The sequence below is a fragment of the Blastomonas ursincola genome, from assembly GCF_013607875.1.
GTDB lineage: Bacteria > Pseudomonadota > Alphaproteobacteria > Sphingomonadales > Sphingomonadaceae > Blastomonas > Blastomonas ursincola.
Genome location: NZ_VDES01000002.1, coordinates 689,351 through 712,636, shown reverse-complemented (window position 1 = coordinate 712,636; position 23,286 = coordinate 689,351). Strand labels below are relative to the sequence as shown.

Sequence of the window (23,286 nt, the reverse complement as noted above, 5' to 3'; positions counted from 1 at the left end):
GCAAATCTCCTGAAGGCCTCGGCGGCTATCTAGTCCCCCTCGCCCGGCATTTCCAGCAATGAATCCGATTCTTCGGATAAGTCGTCCGTAGTGTCGGTGCCCAGCGCGCCTTCGAGGGCGAGATCGACCGGATCGAGCAGCCCGGCAGCCTTGAGGTCCTCCAGCCCGGGCAGATCGCGGCGGCTGGACAGACCGAAATGGGTGAGGAACGCGGGCGTCGTGGCATAGATCAGCGGCCTGCCCGGCACCTCGCGACGCCCGGCGGGCGCGACCCAGCCCTCTTCCATCAGCACGTCGAGCGTGCCCTTGCTCACCTGCACGCCGCGAATCGCCTCGATCTCGGCGCGGCTGACCGGCTCGTGATAGGCGATGATCGCCAGCGTCTCGGTCGCCGCGCGCGACAATTTGCGCGTCTGCTCGGTCTCGCGCCGCAGCAGCCAGGCGAGATCGGGCGCGGTTTGGAAATGCCAGCGCCCGCCGCGCTCGACCAGCTCGACCCCGCGGCCGGCATAGTCGCTGGCAAGCCGTTCCAGCGCGCCCGCTATGTCCGCCTCGTCGCCGATCTGCGCGCGCAGCTGTTCCAACGTCTGCGGCTCGGTCGCGGCGAACAGCGCCGCTTCCACCGCCCGCACGACGGGATCGGGCCCGCTCATCCGGCCTTGCGCACCTGAAGCGGCGCGAACGCCCCATCCTGCGCCAGTTCGACCCGCCCCTGCCGCGCCAGTTCGAGCAGCGCGAGAAAGGTCGAGGCCTTGGCCGAGCGCTTGAGCTGCGGGTCGGCGGTCTCGGGCAGGAAGGCACTGAGTTCGGTCCAGTCCAGCGCGGTGCCAAGCATGAACGACAGACGCGCCAGCGCATCCTCCAGCGTCATCACCTTGCGCGATTTCACCATGTGCACCACCGGCTGGCTGCGCTGCTTGACGCGGCCATAGGCGGCGAGCAGGTCGAACAGCGAACAGTCATGCCGCGTGCGGGTAAGCAGCCGCAGCCCCTCGGCCTGGCCATGGGCAAAGACATCGCGACCCAGCCGGTCGCGCCCCAGCAGCCGCGCCGCCGCCTCGCGCATCGCCGAAAGCCGTTGCAGGCGTAGTTGCAGCCGCAGCGCCAGTTCCTCGGGCGAGGGTTCCACCTCGGGATCGCCGGGCAGCAGTAGCGCGGACTTGAGATAGGCGAGCCAGGCCGCCATCACCAGATAATCGGCGGCGAGTTCGAGCTTGAGGCTGGTCGCGCTCTCGATAAAGCCGAGATACTGGTTGGTGAGTTCGAGGATCGAGATCTGGCGCAGATCGACCTTCTGCCGCCGCGCGAGATCGAGCAGCAGATCGAGCGGACCTTCCCAGCCATCGACATCGATCAGCAGCGCCTCGGCCGCCGCGGTCGCGGCGGGCACGGGTTCACGAAAGAAGATACAGTCGCCCCCCGCCGGATCGAGCGCCGATGGCGGCGCGCCGGTGATGAGGTCGGTCTCGTTCACGCCAGCGCCAGCAGCGCGTCGCGCCGGGCGATCAGCTCCGCCTGATGCGACCAGTCGGTCACCGGGGCGATCGCGGCCTTTGCCCGGTCGAGCCGCGCGCGCGAGGCGTCCGAGATGTCGGGAAGCGCGTTCACGATGCCGATCATCTCCTCCATCCGCGCCCAGCAGTTGAGCGCGATGTCGCATCCCGCGGCAACCGCGCGGGCGGCGCGGTCGGGCACCTCGCCTGCCAGCGCCTTCATGTCGAGATCGTCGCTGAGCAGCAGTCCGTCAAAGCCGATGCGCTGGCGGATGATATTGTCGATGATCCACTCGGAATGCGTCGCACACCGCTCCTTGTCCCAGGCCTCGAACAGGATATGCCCGGTCATGCCGATCTCGGCCTGGTTGAGCGCGCGGAACGGGGCGATGTCCTGCTCCAGCTCGGCCTCGCTGGCGGTGACGCGCGGCAGTTCCATATGGCTGTCGACCATCGTGCGGCCATGGCCCGGCATGTGCTTGATCGTGCCCAGCACCCCGCCGCGCTTCAGCCCGTCGAGTACAGCGCGGCCGAGCGCTGCGACGCGCAAGGGCTCCTGGCCCAGCGCGCGATCGCCGATCGCGGGCGTGCCGCCGGGGACCGCTACATCAAGCAGTGGCAAACAGTCGACCGTGATGCCGACCTCGGCGAGATCGAGCGCCAGCGCCTCGGCATTCGCCCGTGCCGCCTCGATCGCGCTTGCCGGTGCAATGTCGTAAAGCTTGTCGAATGCCGCGCCGGGCGGAAAGGCCAGCCATTCGGGCGGCTTCATCCGGGAAACGCGCCCGCCCTCCTGATCGATCAGGATCGGCAGCCGGTTATCGCCGTGCAGATCGCGCAAACTGTCGGTGAGCGCGCGGACCTGCGCGCGCGTGTCGATATTGCGCCCGAACAGGATATAGCCCGCAGGTTGGCTGTCCTTGAAAAAGGCGGCTTCGTCAGGCGACAGGCTGTGGCCGGCAAGGCCGAAGATAACGGGCTTCATGCGCCCCGGTTTACGACCGGACCGCTCGGTAAATCAACGCACGACAAGGCAGTTTTGCCCAGCTTTCTTCAGCTGGTCGCAAACCTGGTTCGCACTGGCGGGGGTGTCGAGCACCACACTCAGGCGGAACACGGTTCCGCCATCGACCGTCGCCTGGACGATGCGGCGGTTGAGGCCCGAGAGCACCTCGTGCCGCTGGGTCAGCTTGCCCCAGCCGTCGAGCGCGCTGGCCTCGTCGGTATAGGCGCCAAGCTGCACCAGCGCGCTGCCCGCAGGCGGCGGGGCGCCTGCAGCATCGGCAAGCTGGCCGGTCGGCTGCTCGCCCTGGCTGACCGCAAAGCTCGAATCGCCGGTGCCCTCGACCTTCTGTTCCTGGCTGTCCTTGGGGCGCACCTTGTAATCACCCTTGGGCGCAGCGATCAGGCTGCCATCGCCTTCTGGAGCGCTGCCCGATCCGCCGAGCCAGTAGATGGCCGCAAGCACGATCGACAGTCCGACCAAGCCCATCAGGACAAATCCGAGAATCCGGGCGCCATTGCCGTCATTCGACGGCACGTCATCGACCGATTCGAGCCAGGGCAGCCGGTCGTCATCGGCGTCCAGCCCGAGCGGCTGGTCCCTCAGCTCGCCATCCATGCCATCATCCAGCCGGTTGCTCATCGATCCGCCCCATATTCGCGCAAGTGCCTGGCCCCGGCAGGCGCGGCGTCACATCTGCGTCGCCGCCTCCACCGCCATAAGGCCCAGGCCGTTGGCGATTACCTGCCCGATATTTGCGGCCATGAAAAGCCTTGCGCCACTGGTCTCGGGGTCATGCGCCAGAACGATACGCTTGTCGGTGCGATCGTTGCCCAGATTGAAGAACGCATGGAAGGCGGCTGCCAGATCGCCCAGATAGAAGGCGATCCGGTGCGGCTCGCGGTTGAGCGCGGCAGCTTCGACGATGCGCGGGAATTGCGCCGCAAGCGCGATCAGCGCCTGCTCTTCGGTGCCCAGCGTGTCCAGATGCTCGGCCGACGGCGCAAGCCCCTCGCCTGCCGCCTTGCGCAGGATCGAATGGATGCGCGCATGCGCGTACTGCACATAAAAGACCGGATTGTCCTTCGAGGCCTCGACCACCTTCTCGAAGTCGAATTCCATCTGCGCATCGGCCTTGCGGGTGAGCATGGTGAAGCGCACGACATCCTTGCCGACCTCGTTCACGACATCAGCCAGCGTGACGAAATTGCCCGCGCGCTTGGACATCTTGAGCGGCTCGCCGCCGCGCATCAGCTTGACCATCTGGACGAGCTTGACGTCGAACCGCGCGGCATCGTCGGTCAGCGCCGCGACCGCCGCCTTGATCCGCTTGACCGTACCGGCATGATCCGCGCCCCAGATGTCGATCAGCTCGTCGGCATCCTGCAGCTTCTGGAAATGATAGGCGAGGTCCGCGCCGAAATAGGTCCAGCTGCCGTTCGACTTGCGGATCGGGCGATCCTGATCGTCGCCGAACGCGGTCGAGCGGAACAGCGGCAGCTCGACCGGCTCCCAATCCTCGGCCACCTTGCCCTTGGGCGCTTCGAGCACGCCGTCATAGACCAGGCCCTTTTCGCGCAGCACGGCTTCGGCCGCCTCGGGCTTGCCCGCTGCCTGCAATTCGGCTTCGGACGCGAACACGTCGTGATGGATGCCGAGCAGCGCGAGATCCGCGCGGATCATGTCCATCATCGCGGCGACCGCGCGCTTGCGGAAGGAGGCGAGCCAGTCGGCTTCGGGCGCGTTCGCCTGGGCATCGCCGAGCGCGGCGGCGAGTTCCTTGGCCAGCGGCACCAGATAGTCGCCCGGATACAGGCCCTCGGGCATCTCGCCGCTTTCCAGGCCCAGCGCCTCGCGATAGCGCCAGTGCACCGAACGCGCGAGCACATCGACCTGGCCGCCTGCATCGTTGATATAATATTCGCGGATCACCTTGTGGCCCGAATATTCGAGCAGGGTCGCGAGCGCATCGCCGACCACCGCGCCGCGGCAATGTCCCATGTGCATCGGCCCTGTCGGGTTGGCCGAGACATATTCGATGTTCACCGTCTTGCCCGCGCCGAGCTGCGAGCGTCCATAATCCGCCCCCAGCGCGGCGATGGCGTTCAGTTCGTCCGCCCAGACCGAGGGCGCGAGGCGCAGGTTGAGAAAGCCAGGTCCGGCAATCTCGACCCCGATGACCGCATCGATCTTGCCCAGCTCCGCCGCCAGCGCCTCGGCCAGCGCACGCGGATTGGTGGAAGCAGGCTTGGCGAGCACCATCGCGGCATTGGTTGCAAGGTCGCCATGCGCCGGATCACGCGGCGGCTCGACGGTCACGGCAGTGCGATTGAGCCCCGCGGGGAGCGTGCCGGCGGCTTCCAGCGCGTCGAGCGCTTCATGCAGATGTTGGGTGAAACGGGCGTAGAGTGTCATGATGTTGGCCTTGTCATCCAGACTCCTCGCCCCTTCAGGGGAGAGGACAACGAGACTTGGCCTGCTTGCAGGCCTAGTCGCAGTCGGAGAGGGGCAAGAGCGAACCGCCAGCGCGGCTCCCCTCTCCAACATGGCCTAGGTCAGCACGCTGACAAGGCCATGTATCCTCTCCCCTGAAGGAGAGAGGACTGCGTGAGATTCATCGGGTCGCGTTATATTGCAGCTGTTCCTGGGTCAGCTGAAAGCCGACCAGGAGTTCGAAACTGGTGCGCTGCAATGCGGTGCGCACTTCGGGGATCGACAGCGGATCGATCGCCGCATCGGGATCGCCCGACTTGCGGCGGCGGGTGATGCGTTCGCGAATGTCCTCGGGCAGCGTTGCTGCCGCCTTGTTGATATAGCCAGCACCGCTCGCCTGGGCCTGCGCGCGATATTCGCCATCGGCGAAATTGAGCGTTACCGAACCCAGCCGCTTGGCAACGACGGTGTTGCCGCCGCGCATGATGGTCGAGAAATAGGGCAGCGTCACCGTCCGTGCGCCCCGATTGTCGCTGCGCCGCGCCAGCACGTCGAACGTGGCGGTCGCATAGATTTCCGCGCCGGTCTCGTCGCAGGCCGGACGCACATTGGTGATGGTGGCAACGACGTCGATCGCAGCGGCATCGCGGCTGCTAGGCGGATTGAACACGGTCACGTCGCCGGTATGTTCGGGGATTGCGGTATTGGGGCAGGCCGATAGCGAGGACGTCACGCCCACGCCCGTATCCACCACCAGCTGGTTCTTTTCGGCACAGCCCGCAAGACCGAGCAGCGCAAGCCCCGCCCCCATGATGGCGATCGACGGTTTGATGGGCAGATTGGGCATATGCAAACAGAAATCCTTCGAGGCCACAGTGCATCGCTCCTTATCTGCCGACGCCGCCCGGCGCAACGGCCAGATTTGGCGCACCTTCCCGGCGCAATATGGGCAGGCTTGCCGGGACAGGCTTCCCACCAGCCCCCGCTTCGCCTAAGAGTCCTGACGAACTACGAAAGCCTTTCTGAACATGAGCGAAACCGCCAAGCCTCCGCTTCTCGTCAAGATCGCATCGCCGCGCGGCTTTTGCGCAGGGGTCGATCGCGCCATCGAGATCGTGGAGCTGTCGCTCCACAAATATGGTGCGCCGGTCTATGTCCGGCACGAGATCGTGCACAACAAGTTCGTCGTCGACAGCCTGAAGGCCAAGGGCGCGGTGTTCGTCGAGGAGCTGGACGAGGTGCCCGATGGCGTGCCGGTGGTGTTCTCCGCGCACGGCGTGCCCAAGGCGGTGCCGCACAAGGCGGCCGAGCGCGGTCTCAACTATCTCGACGCGACCTGCCCGCTCGTTTCCAAGGTCCACCGCCAGGCCGAGCGCCAGGTCGAGGCGGGACGCCACATCATCTTTGTCGGCCACAAGGGCCATCCCGAGGTGGTCGGAACCTTCGGCCAGGTCGAGCCCGGGCACATGACCCTGGTCGAAACGGTCGAGGATGTCGGGAAGCTGGCATTCGAGGATGAAACCAAGCTCTCGTTTCTCACCCAGACCACGCTGTCGGTCGACGATACCGCCGAAATCATCGCTGCGCTGAAGGCACGCTTCCCCGCGATCGTCGGCCCGAAGGCAGAGGATATCTGCTATGCCACCAGCAACCGTCAGGCTGCGGTCAAGGTGATGGCCGATGACTGCGATCTGGTGCTGGTGATCGGCGCACCCAACAGCTCCAACTCGCTGCGCCTGGTCGAGGTCGCCGAACGCGAAGGCACCCGCGCCAAGCTGATCCAGCGCGCGGTCGAGATCGAGCTGCGCTGGTTCGAAGGCGTCAAGACGCTGGGTCTGACCGCCGGGGCGAGCGCACCCGAAATTCTGGTGCGCGAGGTCGTAGACATGCTGGGCCGCCATTTCGACGTCACCGAAGAACGGGTCAAGACGGTGGACGAGCGCATCACCTTCAAGCTGCCGCGCGCCCTGGCCAGCGAGGCCGATGCTGCCTGATGGCCGTCTATACGCATGTCAGCGCCGAGATGATGGCGCGGTTTCTGGACGACTATGACACCGGCGAGCTGATCAGCTTCAAGGGCATTGCCGAAGGCGTCGAGAACAGCAATTTCCTGGTCGAGACGCGCGGCGGCAAGGATGGCCATCGCTTCATCCTGACGCTCTACGAAAAGCGCGTCGATCCGCAAGACCTGCCCTTTTTCATGGCGTTGCTCGATCATCTGGCCGAGCGCGGCTGCCGCGTGCCGCGCGCGATTGCCGATCGGGGCGGCGTGCAGATCCGCGAGCTCGCCGGACGCCCCGCCTGCCTGATCGAGTTTCTCGAAGGCATATCGCTGACGGCCCCCAGCCCGGCCCAGGCGCATGCGGCGGGCGAGGCGCTGGCGAAGATGCACCATGCGGTCGCGGATTTCGGCGGCGCGCGGGCCAACAGCATGGGGCTTGCCAGCTGGCACGATCTGGCAGGCAGATGCGCTGGGCAGTGGCAGCAGATCGATCCGGCGCTGGAGGGCCTGGTGGAGAGCGAGCTTGCTTTTCTCTCCTCACATTGGCCGCATGACCTGCCGCAATCGGTGATCCATGCCGATCTGTTCCCCGACAATGTGCTGATGCTGGGCGATCGTGTCTCCGGGCTGATCGATTTCTATTTCTCGTGCCGCGATGCACGCGCCTATGACCTTGCGGTGACGCACAGCGCCTGGTGCTTCTCGCCCGATGGCCGCAGCTTCGATTCGGCCGTTTCGGAGGCGCTCTTGCAGGGATATCACGCCAATTTGACGCTGAATCCCGAGGAAATACAGGCGCTTCCCATATTGGCACGCGGATCGGCGCTCCGCTTCACTCTGAGCCGCGCTTATGACTGGATTAATACGCCGCCCGATGCTTTGGTGACGCGCAAGGATCCGATGGCCTTTGCCCGGCGGCTGACATTCTATGCGGACCCTGCGCATGCGGGGCTGTTCGGCTGACCGGCCCATCGGTCTGGGGCATGGATAGAGCAGAGATGAAGACGGTCGAAATCTACACCGATGGCGCGTGCAAGGGCAATCCCGGCCCGGGAGGCTGGGGCGCGATCATCCGCTATGGCAAGCACGAGAAGGAATTGTCGGGCGGCGAGCGCGACACGACCAACAACCGCATGGAGATGATGGCGGCAATCCGTGCGCTCGATACGCTGATCGAGCCCTGCCATGTGCTGCTCTATACCGACAGCAGCTATGTGAAGGACGGCATCACCAAATGGGTCGATGGCTGGAAGCGCAATGGCTGGCAGACCGCCTCGAAAAAGCCGGTGCGTAATGCCGATCTGTGGCATGAGCTGATCGGCGCGGTCGCGCGGCACACGGTTGAATGGCACTGGGTCAAGGGCCATGCCGGCCATCCCGAGAACGAGCGCGCTGACCGGCTGGCGAGCAATGCTGCCGAAGCGATCATGCGGAGCTGACGCGCTCTCTCAGTGCCCGAATTCGGGCCTGCCCATCGCGCGGCCGTATAGCGCGGCATAGCGTTCCAGCATCAGGCGCTCGTCGAACTCGGCCTCGGCTTTCGCGCGATTGGCGTTGCCGAGCGCGGTGCGCAGCGCCGGATCTTCGGCCAGGCGTCGCAGATTGTCGATCAGCCCCGCTTCGCTGCCCGGTTCGCCGAGAAGAATAGCATTGTCGGGCGCGACCATATGCGCGACATCGCCGACCATGGGTGCGGCCACCGGCAGGCCTGCGGCCATCGCCTCCATCACCGAGATCGGTTGCTGCTCGCTGTCCGACGATAGCGCGAAGATATCGAACAGCCCGACATAGCGCGCGGGGTTCTTGAGGAAGCCGGGCATCAGCAGCCGGTCGGCAATACCGAGGCGCGCCGCCTCAGCCTCGATCGCCGCGCGCTCGGGCCCCTCGCCGACGATCACCAGCCGCACCGGCCGATCGAGCGCAGCAACCGCGCGCACCAGCCGCGGCAGGTTCTTGACCGCGCGCAGCCCCGCCAAGGTGCCGATGACGATCTCGCCATCGCGACGCTGAAAACCGGGGATCGCGCCCTTTTGCGGGCGCTTGGCATAAGCGGCGACATCGATGCCGTTGGAGATGCGACGCACCCGGCTGTCGGGCTGCTTCCAGACCTTGAGCGCGATCTGCTCGAGCGTGTGCGAAGGCACGACCAGCGCATCGGTGCGCGCCAAGGCCACCATGCGGAACCAGTTGCGCTTGGCCTTGAGCTTGACCGCCTCGTCTTCGTTGAACCCGTCCTCGTGGTGGATGACCGGGGGCAGCGGCGTGATCGAATTGAAGATCGTGCGCGCCATCACGCCGTCCATCGCGCCCCAGTTATAGCTCAGGATCAGGTCGAAATTGGCGAAATAGTCGGCGAACTTGCGGTAGCGCGCGAGGTTCGGCTTGCCTGCCAGCGACGGCGCGTTGTTCGGGAAATCGGCGCGGATGCCGGGGGCGATCGCCGCGCGCGCGCCGAGCGCATCGGGCACGGCGGTCAGGATCGTGTGCTGCGCTGCCTGGCCGAAATGGTTCATCAGGCGCACCGCCCGCGCCTCCTTGCCGCCAAGGTCGAAGGTGCTGTGCAGATGCAGGATGCGCGCGGGCCGCGTGGTCGACTTCATGATGTCAGGGCTATAGCCGCTCAGGCCTGGGTCGCAAGCGCAGCCGCATCGACTTTTGCCAGCATCCGGTCGATCGCCTGCGCCACATCGGGTTCCTCGAGCGAGGGCGCATGGCCCTTGTTCGCGATCGTGAGCAGTTCGCCGTACGGCAGCATCGTCAGCATCCGCTTGGCTGTCGCCTCGGCGAACACATCGGACAATGCGCCGCGCACGATCAGCACTTGCGCCGGAGCGAGCCCTGTCAGCGCGGGCCACAGATCGACTCCCGCCTCGCCGCCGGGCACCGCGAACGGCTCGGCGATCTTCATGTCATAATCGTAGACGATACGACCACCGGGACCGATCTTCATCGTCTTCTTGGCCATGTCGAGCCATTCGCTGACGCCATAGCCGGGAAAGACCGGTCCCTGCCCTTCCGACAACGCCCGAGCGGCGTGCATCCAGGTGGGGAAGGAGCGGCCCTGGCCGACATAATCGCGGATGCGCGCCAGCCCCTCGGCCTCCAGCTGCGGCCCGACATCGTTCAAGAGCGCGCCGACCACCCGGCCCGGCCGGGTCGAGGCGAGCAGCATGGTGATGAGGCCACCGAGCGAGGTACCGAAGGCGACGAAGCGCTCGATCGCCTGCTCGCGCAGCAGCGCCTCCATGTCCTGGACATAGGTGAGCGGCACATAGCTCATCGGATCCTTGGCATAGGCGCTGTCGCCGCGCCCGCGCAGATCGACGCAGATCACGCGCCACGCGCCCGCCAGCCGCTCGGCGACCTTCTCGAAATCGCGCGCGTTGCGGGTGAGGCCGGGAATGCAGATGATCGGCGGACGATGCGCATGCTCGGGCGCCGCCGGATAATCGCGGAAATGCAGCCGCAAACCGTCGTTCGACCACCAGAACCCGTCGCTATAGCCCTGACTGTCGCTGGCCATGGTTGCATGCGCTCCCTTCACCCCCCACTATCGCCCGATGACAGCCGATCCGCAAGCCACATCGCCCTATGCGCAAGCCTACCGCGCCGACCCCGCCATCCTGACGATCGCCGATGCCATCGCGCATCCGGTCAAGGCCGCCAATTTTCCGCAAGCCGTGCTCCGCTTCCGCAATGACCGGCACGCCGCGACCGTGGGACTGGAGACGCTCGACGACAAGCGCTGGGTGCATCATTTCGGGCGGTTCAACCCGATGCCGGGCAACCTGCCCCAGCCGCTGGCGCTCGCCTATCACGGGCACCAGTTTCGCGTGTACAATCCGCAGATCGGCGACGGGCGCGGCTTCCTGTTCGCGCAGCTGCGCGACGACAGGGACCGGCTGCTCGACCTCGGCACCAAGGGATCGGGCCAGACGCCGTTCAGCCGGGATGGCGACGGGCGGCTGACGCTCAAGGGCGCGGTGCGCGAGATCCTGGCGACCGAAATGCTTGAGGCGCTGGGGGTCAACACCAGCAAGACCTTCTCGGTGATCGAGACCGGCGAGAGCCTGTGGCGCGGCGACGAGCCCTCGCCCACCCGCTCGGCGGTGCTGGTGCGGATGAGCCACAGCCATATCCGCTTCGGCACCTTCCAGCGCATCGCCTATGAGGATGACGAGGAGAAGATGGCCCATGTCGTTCGCTACGCGCTCGATACGCTTTACGACGGACAGACCGCCGAGAACGAGGCGGCGCTGCTGCTCAATCTCGCGGTCGAACGCATGGCCGATCTGGCGGCGAGCTATATGGTCGCAGGCTTCGTGCATGGCGTGCTCAACACCGACAACATGAACATCACTGGCGAGAGCTTCGATTACGGCCCCTGGCGGTTCGCGCCGAAATGGGAGCCGGGCTTTACCGCCGCCTATTTCGACCATGCGGGCCTGTACGCCTTTGCCCGCCAGCCCGAGGCGATACACTGGAATCTCGGCCAGCTCGCGGTCGCGCTGCGGTTGATCAGCGAGGCGCCGCCGCTGATCGCCGCGCTCGAACGGTTCGGGCCGCTCTATCAGGAAGCGCTGGCGCGGCGCTTCTGCTGGCGCCTGGGCGTGGTGCCGCAGGGGCTGGAGCACGACCGCGTGCTGGTCGGTGCCGCCGAGGCGCTGATGCTGAAGGGCGGCGTCGGAATCGACGATTTCTTCTTCTCGTGGATGGGCGATGCAACCCCTGCATGCCCCGCAGCACTGATTGGCGAGCCGGGCGAGGCCTTGTGGGCGGATTTCGGTGCGGTGAAGGCCGGCTATGCCCCGGCGCGCGATCGCTCGCATAGCTACTGGCACGGCGATGCACCGCAATCGATGCTGATCGACGAGGTGGAAAGCATCTGGGCGGCGATCGCCGAGCGCGACGATTGGGGGCCGCTGCACGCCAAGGTCGCTGCGGTAAGATCGATGGGCGAGGCTTTGGCAGGCTGAGAAATCCTCCCCCAGCGAGCTGGGGGAGGAATTAAGAGAGGATCACCCCAACCACACCGTCGCGGCGTGGATCGTCAGGCCCACCAGTCCGCCGACCAGCGTCCCGTTGATGCGGATGAACTGCAGGTCCTTGCCCACTGCATTCTCGACCCGCCCGGTGATCGTCTGCGCGTCCCAGCGGCGCACCGTTTCCGATACCAGCCGCACGATCTGGTCGCCATAGCGGTTGGCGATGCCGACCAGCGTCCTGCGGGCGAAGCGGTTGATCTGCGTCTGCATGCGCGAATCGTTCATCAGCGATTCGCCGATCTGCCGGAGGCCATCGCCGAACTGGCCCGAAAGCGCATTGTCGGGGTCGCGTGCGGCGCGCAGCAGCGCGGCGCGGCTACGCTCCCACAGACCGTCGAGCCAGCGCGCCATTGCCGGGTTGGCCAGCATCTCCGCCTTGATGCCGCGCACCTTGTCCTGCATCTCGGGATCGTGCAGCAGGCGATGGGCGAGCGTCTCGAGCCCTTCTTCGACCTTATGGCGCAGCGGATGGTCGACATCCTCGGCCATGTCGAACAGCAGATTGTGCAAGCCGTCGATAATGCCGGTGGCGAGTCGCTCGTCGAGTCCGGTCCAGCGCATGATCGAATTGGCGCGCGATCGCACCATGTCCTTGAGCAGTTCCTCGTTGGCAAAGAGCGTACGCTGGGTCCATTTGACGATGCCGTCCATCAGCGGCAGGTGGCGGTTGTCGGCGATCGCGGCGCTGAGGATCTGGCCAAGCAGCGGCGCGACATCGAGCTTTTCAAGCTGGACCTTGAGCGCCTCCTTGGCGTTGCCCCCGAGCCGGTCCTGGTCGAGCGATTCGAGCACATCGGCGACCATGTTCGACGCGCCCAGCCGCAGCCGCCCCTCGCCCCCGGTGGGCTGGACGAGGAAGCGCCCCGCCGCGGCGGCGACATTCATGCTGCGCATCCGCCGCGCGACCACCAGTGGCGTCAGGAAGTTGCTGCGCAGGAACTGCGCCATCGTGTCGCCAATGCGGTCCTTGTTGCGCGGGATGATCGCGGTGTGCGGGATCGGCAGGCCAAGCGGATGACGGAACAATGCGGTGACTGCAAACCAGTCGGCCAGCCCGCCCACCATCGCCGCCTCGGCAAAGGCGCGGGCATAGCCCCAGCGGTCATCGACATGCCCCTCGGCCCAGTGCGTCGCCAGGAACACGCCCGCCATCACCACCAGCATGCCCGTGGCAATAGCCCGCATGCGCCAGGCCGGATCGGCCTGGCGGGCTGCGGGAGCGGTCTGCATCTTCGGGCCCGGTCCGCTCACTCGGCCGGCTGAACCTCTGGCGTATCGTGGCGGTTATCGCCCGGCTTGTAGGTGAGCAGACGGTTGCGCAGCCACGGACCCACGCGCTTTTCGACGCCATCGGCGAGGCTGAAGCCTGCGGGAACGATCACCAGCGTCAGCAGCGTCGAGACGATCAATCCGCCGATCACCACCGTACCCATCGGGGCACGCCATGCACCGTCGCCCGAGAGCGAGAGCGCGGTCGGGATCATGCCGAACACCATCGCGACCGTTGTCATGATGATAGGCTGCGCACGCTTGTGCCCGGCATCCATAATGGCCTCGTGCTTGGGCACGCCCCGATGCATCTCCTCGATCGCGAAGTCGATCAGCAGGATCGAGTTCTTCGACACGATGCCGAGCAGCATCAGAACCCCGATCAGCACCGGCATCGATACCGGCTGGCCGACGGCCCAGACGAGCAGGATTCCGCCCAGCGGAGCAAGCGCCAGCGAGCCCATGTTGACCAGCGGCGACATCAGCCGCTTGTAGAGCAGCACCAGCACCGCAAAAACGAGCAGCACGCCCGAGACCAGAGCGATGATGAAGTTGAGGATCAGTTCCGCCTGCCATTCCTGCTCGCCAAAGGGCTTGTTGCTCACCCCAGTCGGCAGGTTCTTCATGATCGGCAGGTTGTTGATCTTCTCCATTGCCTGGCTGGTCACCACGCCCTGGGCAAGGTCTGCGCCGACGAACACGCGACGCTCCTGATTGTAGCGCTGGATCGTGGTCGGGCCCGAGCCGAACGAAATATCGGCGACGCGGCTGAGCGGCACCGACCCGCCTGCAGCGGTCTGCACCGGCAGGTTCTGTATGGTCTCGAAATCGTAGCGCGATTCCTTTGGCAGGACGACGCGGATCTGGATCTGACGATCAGACAACGAGAATTTCGCTGCGTTCTGCTCGATCTCGCCCAGTGTCGCAATCCGTATAGCCTGGCTGAGTGCGGCCGTGGTGATGCCCAGCTGCGCGGCCAGGTCGGCGCGCGGCTTCACGATGATTTCCGGTCTGCGCATGTCAGCGTTGACACGAGGTCCGGTTACCTCTTTCAGCCCCTTCATCTGTTCGACCAGCGTAGCCGCCGCGCTATCCAGCTTGTCGGGGTCGGAGCCAGTAAGCATGATCGAGATATCGCGATTGGTGCCGCCACCACCCGATTGCGATGCGAAGGTCACCCGCGCGTCAGGAATGGCCTGAAGCGTCGGGGCCAGATCCCGTTCGAACTCAAACGACTTCTTCTTGCGATCCTTCTTGAGCGTGACGAAGATGGTGCCATTGCCCTCGCGAATGCGGATCAGGGCGCGCTCGACTTCGGGCTGCTTGTACATGATCGCGGCGACCTTGTCGGCCACCACCTCGGTCTGCTCCAGCGTCGTGCCGGGCACCATCTCGATCTGGATGCGGCTGTTATCCTCGTTGATCGTCGGCTGGAACTGAGCCGGCGTGATCATGAAGAGGACAACGGTGAGCACAAAGGCAAGCATGCCGATTCCCATCATCCAGACGCGATGATCAAGGAACAACGCGACCAGCTTGCGGCCAAGGCTGGGATTGGATCCCCGAAAGGCCTTGGCCCGGCTCTGGTCGAGCGAGAAGCCGAGAACCCTCATGTACATGTCCATCAGGCGGCCCTCGCCGTGCGAGGCGTGGCCCTTGGCTTCCAGAAAATAGGCCGCGATCATCGGCGTGATCATGCGCGCGACGGCAAGGCTCATCAGCACCGAAACGACGATGGTGAAGCCGAAATTCTTGAAGAACTGCCCCGAGATGCCCGGCATCAGGCCCACGGGCAGGAACACCGCGACGATGCAGAACGAGGTCGCGACCACCGCTAGGCCGATCTCGTCCGCCGCGTCGATCGATGCCTGATAGGCCGATTTGCCCATGCGCATGTGCCGGACGATATTCTCGATCTCCACGATCGCGTCATCGACGAGCACACCCGCGACCAGGCCGAGCGCGAGCAGCGACAGGAAATTCAGGTTGAAGCCGAGCAGATCCATGAACCAGAATGTTGGGATCGCCGAGAGCGGAATGGCAATCGCCGAAATGATCGTCGCGCGCCAGTCGCGCAGGAAGAAAAACACCACGACCACCGCCAGCACCGCGCCTTCGACCATCGCCGAGATCGAGCTTTCATACTGACCCTCGGTATATTCGACACTGGTGCCGAGCGGGATGAACTCGATTCCCGGATTCTCTTTCTTGAGCTCGTCCATCGCCTTGAGAGCTTCGTAATAGACGGTCACGTCCGAAGCCCCCTTGGACCGCGTCATGGCAAAATTCACGACCTCCTTGTCGCGCACCTTGCTGATCGAGGTCGGCTCGCCATAGCCGTCGGTCACGGTCGCGATATCGGTGAGCTTGACGGTGCGCCCGTTGCCGAGCGGCACCTGGGTCTGCGACAGGTCGAAAGCGGTATCGGCATTGCCGAGCACGCGGAGCGACTGCTTGGTGCCACCAATATCTGCGCGGCCTCCGGCAGCATCAATATTGATCTGGCGCAGCGCGTTGTTGACCTGCGAGGCCGTAACACCCAGCGACTGCATCTTCTGAGGGTCCAGCACCACACGAATTTCTCGGTTGACCCCGCCAAAGCGGTCGATCTCGGCCATCCCGTCGATCGCGAGCAATCGCTTGGTCACTGTATCATCGACGAACCAGCTCAGCTGCTCGATCGTCATGTCGTCGGCTTCGACCGCATAATAGGCGATTGGCTCGCCGGTTGCGTCGACCTTGGTCACCGATGGCTCCAGAATGCCCTCGGGCAAACTGCCGCGAATCTGGTCGACCGAGTTCTTGACCTCGTTCACCGCTTCGATGACATCCGTGCCGATCTCGAATTCGACAAAGGTGCTCGACGACCCTTCGCTGGCGGTCGAGCTGATATTCTTAACACCATTGATCGACCGAACGGCGGATTCGATGCGCTGGGTGATCTGGTTCTCGATCTCGGTCGGGGCTGCGCCGGGCTGCGAGATGACGACCTGCACCGCCGGGAAGTCAATGTCCGGATTGTTCACCACATCCATGCGCATGAAGCTGAGGATGCCGGCGAACAGCAGACCGGTGAAGAAGACGAGCGGGATGATCGGATTGCGGATCGACCAGGCCGACATGTTCCGGAAGTTCATCGCTTTTTCCTCGTCCCGCCGGGCGCTGCGCCCGGTCCAGCTACGTTATCCCAATACGGCCAGATGCAGGCCCCATGCAACCCGTGCAGCCCGGCAAGAACGCCACCGGGCGGGCCCTCTCGACCAACGCACGCACCCTTTCGACAACCGGCAGCGGCAAGGGCCGCGTGCGCCGTACCCGCCAGGTCAGCCGCGCTTGCCCTGCATCTGCGGGCGCACCGTCTCGCCGGGATTGAGGAAGCCGCCTGCATAGAGCACGACGCGCTCCTTGCCGCTGATGCCCGTCGCGATCGCGATGCCGCGCGGCGTCACGATGCCGGTGGTCACGTTGCGCCGCTCGACCTTGTTGTCCTTGTTGATGACATAGACATAGCTGCCCTTGTCGTCGCTGAGCACGGCGGACTCAGGCAGCACAGGGGACTGGCTCGATCCGCTGATCACCGCAGCGCTGGCAAAACCGCCCGGACGCAGCGCCTTGTCATAGCCCAGCGCGATGCGGGCAACGCCCTGACGCGAGGTCTCGTTGATGATCGGCGCGACCTGCCAAACCCGGCCGCTGAAGGTCCGGTCGGTGCCGACCGGGCGCACATCGGCGCGCACGCCAACGCTGAGCGCGGCAAGATCGGCCTCGCCCATCTGCGCGCGCAGCTCCATCTCGCCGCCAGCCGCCATGCGGAACAGCACGCCGCTGCCGCCGCCGACCACCTGGCCAGGCTCGACATTGCGCTCGAGCACCAGACCCGATTCGGGCGCGCGGATGCTGAGGCGGCCATTGCGCGCCTGCGCCTCGCGCAGCTGCGCCTTGGCCACCTCGACGCGCGCCACCGCCGCATCGCGCGTCGCGCGGCGACGATCGACATCGGCCTTGGAGATGAATCCGCGATCGACCAGCTGCAGCGCACGGTCGAGCTCATTCTGCGCGAGCACCGCATCGGCCTGGCTCACCTGGATCTGGGCCGCGAGCGAGCGCGCCTGCTGGGTCTGGACGTCCTGATCGATGATCGCGAGCACCTGGCCGGTGCGCACCCAGTCGCCCGGCTGCACCAGCACGCGGATCACCTGGCCGCCTTCGCCTGCAATGCCGATCGGCATTTCACGCCGTGCAGCCAGCGTTCCGGTGGCATTGATGACGCGCTCGACCGAGCCCGAACCGGGCACGATCACGGTCACTGCCGGGGCCTGCGATTCGCTCTCGCCAGCACCGGCCTTCGCGCCTTCGCCTGCAGCCGTCTCGGGCTTGCCGCCGAAGAAATACACGCCCGCCGCCACCAGCAAGGCGAGGACGACAATGGCAATGATGATGTTGCGACGCCGTCCCGACCGGGCTGCGCCGTCAACCTCCGACCCGTAAAGATCTTCGCTGCGTGCGGTGATGGTGTCGCCGCCAAAGCTGCTTTCGTAATTCATTGCCCGATCCGTCCAAACCTCGTGGCTCTCCGCAACAGTCCGCATCGATCGATGCGCGATCGATCTCGCGATCTGCGGAGACCATGCTCCCCGGAAACGCCCATGCGCTCGGGAAACGTCATGGCACTGTGTTATCCAATTAAGTCACCACGCGCAAGCCATAATGCTGCGCTGCACGCGGCGCGCTTTAGAACCTGTCAGGCAGGATGGCAATTGTTGGAGGTTAATGCGCGCAGCAAAAAGGGCACCGGAGCCATGCACCGGTGCCCTTTTCGGATGGAAAAGCCCCGCTTTGCGGGCGGTGTGCCGTTACCGTGCGCGACCGCGCTGCACCAGGTTGACGATCGCCAGCAGGACGACCGCACCCAGGAACGAGGTCAGCAGCGTCAGCGGATCAAAGGCGTCCGCGCGCAGGCTGCCGCGGCCGATCAGTCCGCCGAACAGGAACCGGCCCAGCACCGAACCGATACAGCCGACCACCACGTTCCAGAAAATGCCCATCTGCGCGTCGCGGTTCATCACCTTGCTGGCGAGCCAGCCCATGATGCCGCCCATGATCAGCGCCAGAATCAAACCCATGTCTTCCTCCTGTTTTGTCCCGATGCCGCGGCCCGGGAAAAACGGGGTCGGTCATCCTGGCTGGGTTACGGCAGAGCGACGGAACGGTTCCCCGCCACGACGAACGAAAGCCGCGAACGGGAAGGATTTTACAGGCTGAGCGGATGCGGCAGGTCGAGTGCGATGCCGTTCACCCGGGCCACCTCGAGCGCCCAGACATGCACCTTGTCGATCTCGTCGCCATAGGCGCGGCGGGCAAAATCCTGCTCGGCCGCACGATCTTCGGCGCTGAAGGCCTGGCCGAACTTGGAATGGCTGGTAAGCGCAGGGTTGGCGAGCATCGCCTGTTCCAGCGCGGGTGTCAGCCCCAGACCGAAATGGCGCGCCAGTGCCTTAAGATGGTCGGGCTTGGCAGCCGTCAGCGTTTCGCTGTCGAGCGTCGCGACCCGCTCGGGGCCCAGCGCGCGCGCAATCTGGCCGAACTGGCGATGCTGCACCAGCCAGCCGACCGCGGCGACCTGCAGATCGCTCTGACGGAAGAAGTCCGCCGGGCCGAAGCCCATGTCTACCCCGCCTTCGCGCAACTGCCCCTCGAGCAGCTCGCGCGCCCAGAGGCGGCACCAGAGCCCCTTGCGCGCGACCGAGGCGAGAAACACCGGCAGCGGCGCGTACAGCAGCAGCGCGCGACTTTCCGGCCGCAGCGCCATCACTGCCTGAATCAGCGGGTTGAAGATGTTAGATGGCTTGACCACCACCGCTTCGCCGGGGCCGAACGGGCGCTGCAGCAGCGCCAGCGACACATCGAGCACAGCGGCGACCTGGCGCCGGTCTGCCCCGCGCCAGCGCCAGCCCATCATGTCGTTGCACAGCATCGGCTCGGACAGCCCCATGGCCAGGCCCGGCACGTCGAGCGCGCGCACCAGCATGGTCGATGCGCAGAAGGCCGAATGGAAAATGAAATGGAGCGGCGCCCGCGGTGCACCGGCTGCCAGCGCCTGCACGCGCGGCACCGGAACGACCTGCGCGGCCTCGCCGAGATATTCGTCGGTGAGGAAGGTGGCCCGGCGGTGCTGGTCCCGCGCGACATGGCGAAACTGGAACGCGTCCTGCACCGCGTCATAGCGATGCGCATGCCAAAGGGAATCGCGCACCAGAGCGGCCTTGTCGCCGGAGAAATCGGGGCCGGTATCGGTCATCGCGGCGATCCTTGCCAATCCCCCGGCAGCGTGGCAAGCAGGACGTGGTCGGGGGACTAGCAACATATGGCAGTAACTGCACAAAATGATCCGGTAGCGTTGAACAGCGCCGGGATGGCGGCTTTGCGCGAGGGGCGCTTTGCCGAAGCTGCACGCGCCTTCGAGGCAGCGACGCGGGCCGATCCGGGCGCCACCGCCTTGTGGCGCAATCTGGCGACGGCCCGGCGCGCACTTGGCGACGACCAGGGCGAACTTGCCGCACTAGACGCCGCACTCGACATCGATCGGCGCGATTTCATGGCATGGCTGCGCAAGGCCGAGGCGCATCAGCGAACCGGCGACGAGGCCAATGCATTGGCAGCCTGGCAGGCTGTGCTTCAGCTTGCCGCGCATCTCGACCCGCTGCCCGAAGCGCTGGTGCCCGTGCTGCAGGTGGGCCGTGATTTCTGCGCTGCCTGCACCAGCCGCATCGAATATCAGGTCATGGACGCGCTGGGCGACTTTCAGGCGCGGATGCCGACCACTGCGGGGCGACGCGCACGCGCCTTTGTCGACGCCGCGATGGGCAAGCGCAAGATCTACACCAACGAATGCAACGGCCTGTGCTATCCCTTCCTGCCCGCGGACGAGTTTTTCGAGGAAGCGCATTTCCCCTGGTTTGCACAGGTCGAGGCCAGGACAGACGCCATTCGCGAGGAGATGCTGGCGCTGCTCGCCGATCCCGGCGATGCGCTGCGCCCCTATGTGCGGATGGAAAAGGGAGCGCCGCAGAGCAAATGGTCACCGCTCGACCAGTCGCTTGCATGGGGGGCCTGCTTCCTGTGGGAATATGGCAAGCCCAACGCCGCCGTGCTGGAGCGCTGCCCGGCCACCGCACAGGCGCTCAGCGGAATCCCGCAGAGCATCATCCCAGGCCGCGCGCCGACCGCCTTTTTCTCGATCCTCAAGCCGCGCACGCGCATTCCGCCGCATACCGGCGTCACAAACACCCGCGCGATCGTCCACCTGCCGCTGATCGTTCCCGATGGTTGCGGCTTTCGGGTGGGCGGCGAAACGCGCGAATGGAAGGTCGGCACGGCCTTTGCGTTTGACGATACCATCGAGCACGAAGCGTGGAACGACAGCGACGAGATGCGCGCCGTCCTGATCTTCGATGTGTGGAACCCGCATCTCACGCCTGAGGAGCAGGAAGTGATCGCAGGCTATTTCGCTGCAGCCGATGCAACCGGTTTCAATACCAATCTGGATTAACTTTGCTGCGCACGCACAAATTTGCGGTTTGTTTCAATATCCGTTGATGATACGGTCTGAGCATGAAAGCATGCCGGTGGCCTTGCCCTCGGCTGCCTGGAACATCAACCTGCGCTCGCCCCCAGCGGCTTTTGCGCCCATCGACGGATGACACAGCATGAAGAAGACTGCGATGATTCTGGCTGCCGCCGCCTCGTGCATCTGCATGCCGCTCACGGCAGTGAGCGTGTACGCCAAGCAGCCGACGAACAAGGAAGACCCGCAGTCGGATGACAACAAGATCCGTTGTCGCAAGATCGAATCGACCGGTTCGCTGATCAAGAAGAGCAAGGTCTGCAAGACCGTGGCGGAATGGCGCATGATCAGCACGAAGGGCAATCAGAACGTGCGCGACCTGGTCGAATCGGGGCAGATCTGTGCCGGCGGCCCCTGCGCCGGGACCAACTGACACGCCATTCCTTGCCCCTCATTGCTGACCTCGGCGGGTCGGGCCTGACCCGATGATCCCGCGCGAACTCATCGCCACGGCAGAGGTGCCGGGCGGAGACGAGCCGCTGCGTCTGATCCGCAGGGGCAGCGAATATTCGATCATGCTCGGCGCGAACGAGCTGATGAACAGTCGGCTCAGCGGCTCCGAAGAGGCGATGAGCACGCTCGCCGCCGCACGAATCGCCGGGGTGTCCGCGCCGCGCGTGCTGATCGGCGGGCTGGGCATGGGCTTTACCTTGCGCACCGCCCTGCAGGCCTTCGGCGCCCGCGCATCGATCGAGGTGGCAGAGCTGGTCCCCGAGATCGTCGACTGGGCACGCGGGCCCATGGCGCATCTGCACGCAGGCACGCTCGAAAATCCGCGCGTCAGCATTCATGTCGGTGATGTCGGCGGACTGATCCGCAGCAGCGCCGGGCGCTTCGATGCCATCCTGCTCGATGTCGATAACGGCCCGGACGGGCTTTCGCGGGAGGGCAACGATGCGCTTTATACGGCGCAGGGGTTGCAGCAGGCCCGGGCTGCGCTGAGGCCCGGCGGCGTGCTGGCGGTGTGGTCGAGCGGCCCCGATCCGCGCTTTACCTCAGGGTTGCGCAAGGCCAGCTTTGCGGTGGAGGAGGAGATTGTCCGGGCGCGGCGAACCGGCGGCGGCGCGCGGCACACGATCTGGCTGGCCCAGCGCCGCTGATCCGGCTTACATGTCGGGCGTGCGGCCCTCGTCGGCGCACTCGCCGGGGCGCGGTTCCAGTCCGTAGCGCTTGACGAGTTCCCAGACATGATCGGGGATCATCGATTTCATCCGCGCCGGGGCCGATCGACGCAGGTGCAGCACGGTCTCGATCGCCTTCATCTCGACCCTTGCACGCGCGAATTCCGCGCCGCGCGGCCCGATGCGCGGCATCAGCCAGCCGAAGATTCCGCGCAGCACCTTGGGCATGCGGCGCAGCGGCAATCCGCCCGCGGCGCGCTCGGTATTCGCCAGAAAGCCCTTGACCGGGCCGGCGCGATTGCCCGCGCTGGTAATGTCGCGGGTGCGCAGCTCCTGCCCCAGCAGCTCGACCAGCTCCTCGCCGCGCTCGTTGCGCACCACCAGCCACTGCTTGCCGCCGCCGGCCATATAGCCGATGGTGATATCGGCCAGGACGTTGGTATAGTCGACACAGGTGCGGCAGGTCAGCGGGAAGAAGTCCGAGGGCAGATCGGCAATCGGTAGCTGCAGGAAGGGAACCTCGCGCACGCTGCCATCGTCGAAGCGCAGCTCGACATGATAGTCGGAGCGGAATTCGAGATAGCAGATGCTGTCCGGCGCGTCGGACAGCAGCTTGAGGAACAGGTGGAAATTCTCGGTCGTGGTGTTGTCGGCGCACGGTGTTCCGATGACATAGATGCGCTCGAAACCCAGTTCGGCCTCGAGCGCGCGCAGCGCGTGCACCTGGCAGGGAATGCCGATCAGCGCGATCCGCTTGTGCCCGGCCGCTCTCGCCGGTTCGAGCAGCGCCAGCAGCGGCGCATAGCCCATGCGCATCCCGCGCACTCCGGCCATGTCTTCTGCCCGGGTGATCAGGACCGGATTGGGCCGCCAGCGATCTTCGGGATGCGGCCCGATCGCCAGCACGGCATCCACCGCACCGGTTTCCAGCAACCGCTCGCCGAGCCTCGAAACGATTCCGGTCCATTGCGCGCCGGGCGACGGGGTGATCAGCTCGCCTGCGACCATGCGGCGGAAGGGGCCGAAGAACAGTTCGTCGGGCCGTTCAGGATCGCGCGTGCGGCCATGGACCTGGCGCTCGAGCGTCTCGTAGTCCGGCTTGAGAAACTGGCACACGCGGCCACAGGCCTTGGGATCGCTGCTGCGCGAAATGCCGCAATCCGTGCACAGACGGCGCGGGGCCGCAGGCGCGAATCCCTCCAGTTCGGCAAAGCGTATGTCGGTTTCCCCCTGGGCCATTGCGTGCCGTCTTACCCCCCTTTTGGCCATCACGACACAATTTTCCCGTTATTGAAC

21 protein-coding genes are annotated in these 23,286 nt (G+C 65.5%); 7 read left to right on the top strand and 14 right to left on the bottom strand.

Translation table 11 applies throughout. The features are described 5' to 3' along the window. Positions 1-29: 29 nt before the first annotated feature. The 6 genes from scpB to FG486_RS09420 all read right to left on the bottom strand — a co-directional run bounded on the left by scpB (position 30) and on the right by FG486_RS09420 (position 5,776). Entirely contained in the window at positions 30-653 is a 624-nt protein-coding gene (scpB, locus tag FG486_RS09445; protein WP_066282376.1) for an SMC-Scp complex subunit ScpB, read from the bottom strand. Continuing rightward, the gene (locus tag FG486_RS09440) at positions 650-1,408 is read right to left on the bottom strand and encodes a segregation/condensation protein A (protein WP_181267950.1); all 759 of its coding nucleotides are present in this window, start codon (positions 1,406-1,408) and stop codon (positions 650-652) included. Before FG486_RS09440 ends, scpB begins: the two co-directional genes overlap by 4 nt. Positions 1,409-1,470: 62 nt before the next feature. Beyond that, a complete protein-coding gene (gene nagZ, locus FG486_RS09435) occupies positions 1,471-2,478 on the bottom strand; it encodes a beta-N-acetylhexosaminidase (RefSeq protein WP_181267344.1) in 1,008 nt (335 codons plus the stop codon). A 33-nt stretch (positions 2,479-2,511) separates the two neighbouring features. Beyond that, positions 2,512-3,138, bottom strand: coding sequence for an SPOR domain-containing protein (locus FG486_RS09430; protein ID WP_066282380.1), 627 nt, complete (start codon positions 3,136-3,138; stop codon positions 2,512-2,514). Between the two features lie 48 nt (positions 3,139-3,186). Next, positions 3,187-4,911, bottom strand: a complete 1,725-nt coding sequence (gene argS / locus FG486_RS09425; protein WP_181267343.1) for an arginine--tRNA ligase — start codon at positions 4,909-4,911, stop codon at positions 3,187-3,189. Positions 4,912-5,110: 199 nt separating this feature from the next. After that, on the bottom strand, positions 5,111-5,776 hold the full coding sequence (locus FG486_RS09420; protein ID WP_066212658.1) for a hypothetical protein: 666 nt from the start codon (positions 5,774-5,776) through the stop codon (positions 5,111-5,113). A 181-nt stretch (positions 5,777-5,957) separates the two neighbouring features. Between FG486_RS09420 and ispH the strand changes: the two genes are divergently transcribed. From ispH to rnhA, 3 genes are read left to right on the top strand one after another with little or no spacing between them, the layout of a single operon-like run. Beyond that, complete coding sequence (gene ispH / locus FG486_RS09415; RefSeq protein WP_066212659.1) at positions 5,958-6,923, top strand: 4-hydroxy-3-methylbut-2-enyl diphosphate reductase; 966 nt, start codon at positions 5,958-5,960, stop codon at positions 6,921-6,923. Continuing rightward, on the top strand, positions 6,923-7,894 hold the full coding sequence (thrB, locus tag FG486_RS09410) for a homoserine kinase (protein WP_181267342.1): 972 nt from the start codon (positions 6,923-6,925) through the stop codon (positions 7,892-7,894). Before ispH ends, thrB begins: the two co-directional genes overlap by 1 nt. A gap of 35 nt (positions 7,895-7,929) precedes the next feature. Beyond that, on the top strand, positions 7,930-8,370 hold the full coding sequence (gene rnhA / locus FG486_RS09405; RefSeq protein ID WP_066212669.1) for a ribonuclease HI: 441 nt from the start codon (positions 7,930-7,932) through the stop codon (positions 8,368-8,370). Between the two features lie 9 nt (positions 8,371-8,379). On the opposite strand, the gene FG486_RS09400 is transcribed toward rnhA, so the two are convergent. Together FG486_RS09400 and FG486_RS09395 are read right to left on the bottom strand one after the other, a co-directional pair. Continuing rightward, on the bottom strand, positions 8,380-9,531 hold the full coding sequence (locus FG486_RS09400; protein ID WP_181267341.1) for a glycosyltransferase family 4 protein: 1,152 nt from the start codon (positions 9,529-9,531) through the stop codon (positions 8,380-8,382). Positions 9,532-9,551: 20 nt separating this feature from the next. Then, on the bottom strand, positions 9,552-10,454 hold the full coding sequence (locus FG486_RS09395) for an alpha/beta fold hydrolase (RefSeq protein ID WP_181267340.1): 903 nt from the start codon (positions 10,452-10,454) through the stop codon (positions 9,552-9,554). Between the two features lie 37 nt (positions 10,455-10,491). Here FG486_RS09395 and FG486_RS09390 point away from each other — a divergent pair, with 37 nt between their 5' ends. Beyond that, a complete protein-coding gene (locus FG486_RS09390) occupies positions 10,492-11,907 on the top strand; it encodes a protein adenylyltransferase SelO family protein (protein ID WP_181267339.1) in 1,416 nt (471 codons plus the stop codon). A gap of 42 nt (positions 11,908-11,949) precedes the next feature. Here FG486_RS09390 and FG486_RS09385 read toward each other — a convergent pair whose 3' ends face one another. The 5 genes from FG486_RS09385 to FG486_RS09365 form a co-directional block, all read right to left on the bottom strand. Then, complete coding sequence (locus tag FG486_RS09385; protein WP_241695682.1) at positions 11,950-13,206, bottom strand: DUF445 domain-containing protein; 1,257 nt, start codon at positions 13,204-13,206, stop codon at positions 11,950-11,952. A 17-nt stretch (positions 13,207-13,223) separates the two neighbouring features. Next, complete coding sequence (locus FG486_RS09380) at positions 13,224-16,382, bottom strand: efflux RND transporter permease subunit (protein WP_181267338.1); 3,159 nt, start codon at positions 16,380-16,382, stop codon at positions 13,224-13,226. Positions 16,383-16,568: 186 nt separating this feature from the next. Continuing rightward, positions 16,569-17,789 carry an efflux RND transporter periplasmic adaptor subunit gene (locus tag FG486_RS09375; protein WP_181267337.1) on the bottom strand — a complete coding sequence of 407 codons (1,221 nt, stop codon included), beginning with the start codon at positions 17,787-17,789 and terminating at the stop codon, positions 16,569-16,571. A gap of 309 nt (positions 17,790-18,098) precedes the next feature. Continuing rightward, positions 18,099-18,368, bottom strand: coding sequence for a GlsB/YeaQ/YmgE family stress response membrane protein (locus tag FG486_RS09370; protein WP_181267336.1), 270 nt, complete (start codon positions 18,366-18,368; stop codon positions 18,099-18,101). A 128-nt stretch (positions 18,369-18,496) separates the two neighbouring features. Then, complete coding sequence (locus FG486_RS09365; RefSeq protein WP_181267335.1) at positions 18,497-19,543, bottom strand: hypothetical protein; 1,047 nt, start codon at positions 19,541-19,543, stop codon at positions 18,497-18,499. A gap of 66 nt (positions 19,544-19,609) precedes the next feature. Between FG486_RS09365 and FG486_RS09360 the strand changes: the two genes are divergently transcribed. The 3 genes from FG486_RS09360 (at position 19,610) to FG486_RS09350 (ending at position 21,969) form a co-directional block, all read left to right on the top strand. Then, positions 19,610-20,794: an aspartyl/asparaginyl beta-hydroxylase domain-containing protein gene (locus FG486_RS09360; protein WP_181267334.1), complete on the top strand. Its 1,185-nt coding sequence runs from the start codon at positions 19,610-19,612 to the stop codon at positions 20,792-20,794. Positions 20,795-20,951: 157 nt separating this feature from the next. After that, on the top strand, positions 20,952-21,242 hold the full coding sequence (locus tag FG486_RS09355) for a hypothetical protein (protein ID WP_181267333.1): 291 nt from the start codon (positions 20,952-20,954) through the stop codon (positions 21,240-21,242). Positions 21,243-21,294: 52 nt separating this feature from the next. Continuing rightward, positions 21,295-21,969, top strand: coding sequence for a spermine/spermidine synthase domain-containing protein (locus FG486_RS09350; protein WP_181267332.1), 675 nt, complete (start codon positions 21,295-21,297; stop codon positions 21,967-21,969). A 6-nt stretch (positions 21,970-21,975) separates the two neighbouring features. On the opposite strand, the gene FG486_RS09345 is transcribed toward FG486_RS09350, so the two are convergent. Beyond that, positions 21,976-23,229 carry a Coenzyme F420 hydrogenase/dehydrogenase, beta subunit C-terminal domain gene (locus FG486_RS09345; protein WP_181267331.1) on the bottom strand — a complete coding sequence of 418 codons (1,254 nt, stop codon included), beginning with the start codon at positions 23,227-23,229 and terminating at the stop codon, positions 21,976-21,978. Between the last annotated feature and the right edge of the window lie 57 nt (positions 23,230-23,286).

Coding starts and splice junctions, on each gene's coding strand:
- scpB (WP_066282376.1), bottom strand. CDS start 653: ATGAGCGGGCCCGATCCCGTCGTGCGGGCGGTGGAAGCGGCGCTGTTC.
- FG486_RS09375 (WP_181267337.1), bottom strand. CDS start 17,789: ATGAATTACGAAAGCAGCTTTGGCGGCGACACCATCACCGCACGCAGC.
- FG486_RS09400 (WP_181267341.1), bottom strand. CDS start 9,531: ATGAAGTCGACCACGCGGCCCGCGCGCATCCTGCATCTGCACAGCACC.
- FG486_RS09350 (WP_181267332.1), top strand. CDS start 21,295: ATGATCCCGCGCGAACTCATCGCCACGGCAGAGGTGCCGGGCGGAGAC.
- FG486_RS09385 (WP_241695682.1), bottom strand. CDS start 13,206: ATGCAGACCGCTCCCGCAGCCCGCCAGGCCGATCCGGCCTGGCGCATG.
- argS (WP_181267343.1), bottom strand. CDS start 4,911: ATGACACTCTACGCCCGTTTCACCCAACATCTGCATGAAGCGCTCGAC.
- FG486_RS09370 (WP_181267336.1), bottom strand. CDS start 18,368: ATGGGTTTGATTCTGGCGCTGATCATGGGCGGCATCATGGGCTGGCTC.
- FG486_RS09430 (WP_066282380.1), bottom strand. CDS start 3,138: ATGAGCAACCGGCTGGATGATGGCATGGATGGCGAGCTGAGGGACCAG.
- thrB (WP_181267342.1), top strand. CDS start 6,923: ATGGCCGTCTATACGCATGTCAGCGCCGAGATGATGGCGCGGTTTCTG.
- FG486_RS09355 (WP_181267333.1), top strand. CDS start 20,952: ATGAAGAAGACTGCGATGATTCTGGCTGCCGCCGCCTCGTGCATCTGC.
- FG486_RS09345 (WP_181267331.1), bottom strand. CDS start 23,229: ATGGCCCAGGGGGAAACCGACATACGCTTTGCCGAACTGGAGGGATTC.
- FG486_RS09395 (WP_181267340.1), bottom strand. CDS start 10,454: ATGGCCAGCGACAGTCAGGGCTATAGCGACGGGTTCTGGTGGTCGAAC.
- FG486_RS09365 (WP_181267335.1), bottom strand. CDS start 19,543: ATGACCGATACCGGCCCCGATTTCTCCGGCGACAAGGCCGCTCTGGTG.
- ispH (WP_066212659.1), top strand. CDS start 5,958: ATGAGCGAAACCGCCAAGCCTCCGCTTCTCGTCAAGATCGCATCGCCG.
- rnhA (WP_066212669.1), top strand. CDS start 7,930: ATGAAGACGGTCGAAATCTACACCGATGGCGCGTGCAAGGGCAATCCC.
- FG486_RS09420 (WP_066212658.1), bottom strand. CDS start 5,776: ATGCCCAATCTGCCCATCAAACCGTCGATCGCCATCATGGGGGCGGGG.
- FG486_RS09360 (WP_181267334.1), top strand. CDS start 19,610: ATGGCAGTAACTGCACAAAATGATCCGGTAGCGTTGAACAGCGCCGGG.
- FG486_RS09390 (WP_181267339.1), top strand. CDS start 10,492: ATGACAGCCGATCCGCAAGCCACATCGCCCTATGCGCAAGCCTACCGC.
- nagZ (WP_181267344.1), bottom strand. CDS start 2,478: ATGAAGCCCGTTATCTTCGGCCTTGCCGGCCACAGCCTGTCGCCTGAC.
- FG486_RS09380 (WP_181267338.1), bottom strand. CDS start 16,382: ATGAACTTCCGGAACATGTCGGCCTGGTCGATCCGCAATCCGATCATC.